Origin of the sequence: Roseomonas sp. TAS13, assembly GCF_001950415.1 — a bacterium.
GTDB lineage: Bacteria > Pseudomonadota > Alphaproteobacteria > Acetobacterales > Acetobacteraceae > Roseomonas > Roseomonas mucosa.
In genome coordinates this window covers 1-2,132 of the sequence record NZ_BDLP01000545.1, presented here as the reverse complement: position 1 = coordinate 2,132, position 2,132 = coordinate 1, and the positions used below count along the sequence as shown (strand labels likewise).

General features: G+C 73.7%; 1 protein-coding gene and 2 pseudogenes. 1 reads left to right on the top strand and 2 read right to left on the bottom strand.

Annotated elements, in window-relative coordinates; genetic code table 11:
- Positions 1–421: pseudogene (locus ROTAS13_RS27530) on the top strand (hypothetical protein); the annotation flags it as partial.
- On the opposite strand, the gene ROTAS13_RS23410 reads toward ROTAS13_RS27530, so the two are convergent.
- Both ROTAS13_RS23410 and ROTAS13_RS23405 read right to left on the bottom strand, forming a co-directional pair.
- Positions 339–1,865: a hypothetical protein gene (locus ROTAS13_RS23410; protein ID WP_139323535.1), complete on the bottom strand. Its 1,527-nt coding sequence runs from the start codon at positions 1,863–1,865 to the stop codon at positions 339–341. The pseudogene ROTAS13_RS27530 and the gene ROTAS13_RS23410 overlap by 83 nt on opposite strands.
- Before the next feature lie 86 nt (positions 1,866–1,951).
- Positions 1,952–2,132: pseudogene (locus ROTAS13_RS23405) on the bottom strand (8-amino-7-oxononanoate synthase); the annotation flags it as partial.

The following is a 2,132-nucleotide window of genomic DNA, read 5'->3' as shown; positions in this document are numbered from 1 at the left end:
CTGGGCCCTGCGCCTGGACGCGCCCACCGGCCCGCCCGCGGCGCTCTGGCGCCATCTCTTTGCCAGTACCTACGGCGCCGAGCTGCGGGCCGAGCGCGGCAACCGCCCCGACAGCATCGTCGCCACCGCCCCCGCCTGGTTCGCGGCCGTCCTGCCCGCGGCCCTGGGCCGCATCGGCCGGCACCCTTCCGGAAACTGGCGCTTCGCCTGGGCCCTGCGCCGCCTGTGCGGGAAGGCGCTGAACATCGCCCGGCTCGTCAAGGCCGCCTTCACCTTCGATGGCGGGCCGGACTACCTCGCCGACAAGATCGCCCGGCATTCGGGCATGCCCGTGGAACTCACCCCCTGGCAGCGCCGGCATCCCATTCTGGCGGCTCCCCTGCTGCTGTGGCGCCTGCGCCGGCGGGGCGCCGTCCGCTGAGCCCTGCCTGGGGGAGCTTCCCGTAGAGCACGCGGTGGCCTTTGCCGATCCGCACGCTGCGCACCGGCCGGTAGGCCGTGGCCAGGGTTTCCCGCAGCAGCCGCTGCGCCTCCGGGTTGATCCGTCCCCGGGCGATGTCCGTCGTCACGATATAGTCCGGCCGGGACGCCAGGACGCGCCTCAGCTCCGCCTCCTGATCGACCCCGATCCCGCCAGCCTCCCGCAGGTCGCTCAGATGGGTCGGGAAGGCATAGGGCGTCGGCAGCGGGCTCTGGGCCAGCAGGTAGAGCACCGCTTCCCCGTCGAAGACATAGAGCGTCGCCCCCGGCCGCATCGCCGCCGCCAGCGCCCGCAGCTGGCTGCCATCGCCGCGCGAGCGGAGGTGCAGCACCCCCGGAACCGCCGTGGCGACCGCGCCCGACAGAAGCAGCGCCGCCGCGGCCGTCACCTTCCAGACCCGCGCCTCCGGCCGGCCCAGCAAGGGCGCGGCCGCCACGGAAAGCGGCAGGAGCAGGGGCAGGGCATAGTGGTTGTAGTAGGTCCCGAAAGCCAGCACGCCCGCTACCGCCACCAGGGCCCAACCCGTCACGAACCCCACCGCGCGCCGGAGTTCCGCCGCGCCCGCCGAGTGCCGCCAGGACAGCCGCAGGCCCATCACGGCGCAAAGGCCGAGCGGCAGCAGCAGTGCCGCCATCGCCAGCAGCCGGGGCAGCGGGGAGCCCAGCACCGCCGTGTCGCGCTCGAAGACCGAGAGGAAGTTGGCGAAGAGGAAGGGCTGCGCCTGCCCCATGGCCGTATAGGCGGCAAGGGCCGCCGCCGTGGGCAGCAGCGCGCAGCCGACCCAGGCCAGGGCGACGGGAAGGAGCTTTCCCGGCCCGGTCCGCGCCCGCCACCCCGCCCAGAGCAGCGCGCAGCCGAAGAACATCCCCTCGAAGATGGCGGTGTACTTCACCTGCATCGCCAGCCCGGTGAGGAGCATCGCCGCCGCCCCCAGCCCGAACAGCCGCGCGAAGGACACCGGGTATGCGACGGCGCGCAGCGCCGTCCCGGCGGCGGCCGCGACGAAGAGGTTGTAGAAGACCGGTGCCTGCCCGCCTTCGCCTCCGAAGGCCCCGAGCCAGAGCAGGTAGGCCATGCCGGCGAACAGCCCGCCCCGGCGGGAGCCCAGCTCCGCCCCCAGCCGCGCGACGAGGAAGGCGGTCGCCGTGGCGAAAAGCGTCGCCACCAGCTGGTACTGGACGATCCCCTCGCCGCCCAGGGCGCGGATCGCCGCGTAGATCAGGAACAGCCCGACGGGCTTGCGGTCCCAGATATCGAGATAGGGCAGGGCGCCGTGCAGCATCCGGTCGCCGACCAGCAGGTAGAACTGCTCGTCGCTTTCCAGCACCGGATTGCCGAAGAAGAAGCCGCGTGCCAGCAGGGCCACGGCCAGCAGCAGAAGCACGGCTCGCAGATCGGGCCAGGTCCGGGCCACGAGGCCCGGGGCCGGACCCCGGTCCAGCCCTGGCTCCGACAGCAGCCCCGGGCACACTACTCCGCCGCCAGCGGCGTGCCGAGCTGCCCCAGCGCATGGGCCGTGCGGATGATCGCCGCCAGGGCGCCGTCGATCTGCTCCGGCGTCAGCGCCGCGCTCACGCTCATCCGCAGCAGCGGCTTGCCACCCGGCGTCGCCGGGCCGAGCGCGAGGTTGGTATAGACCCCCTCCGCCAGC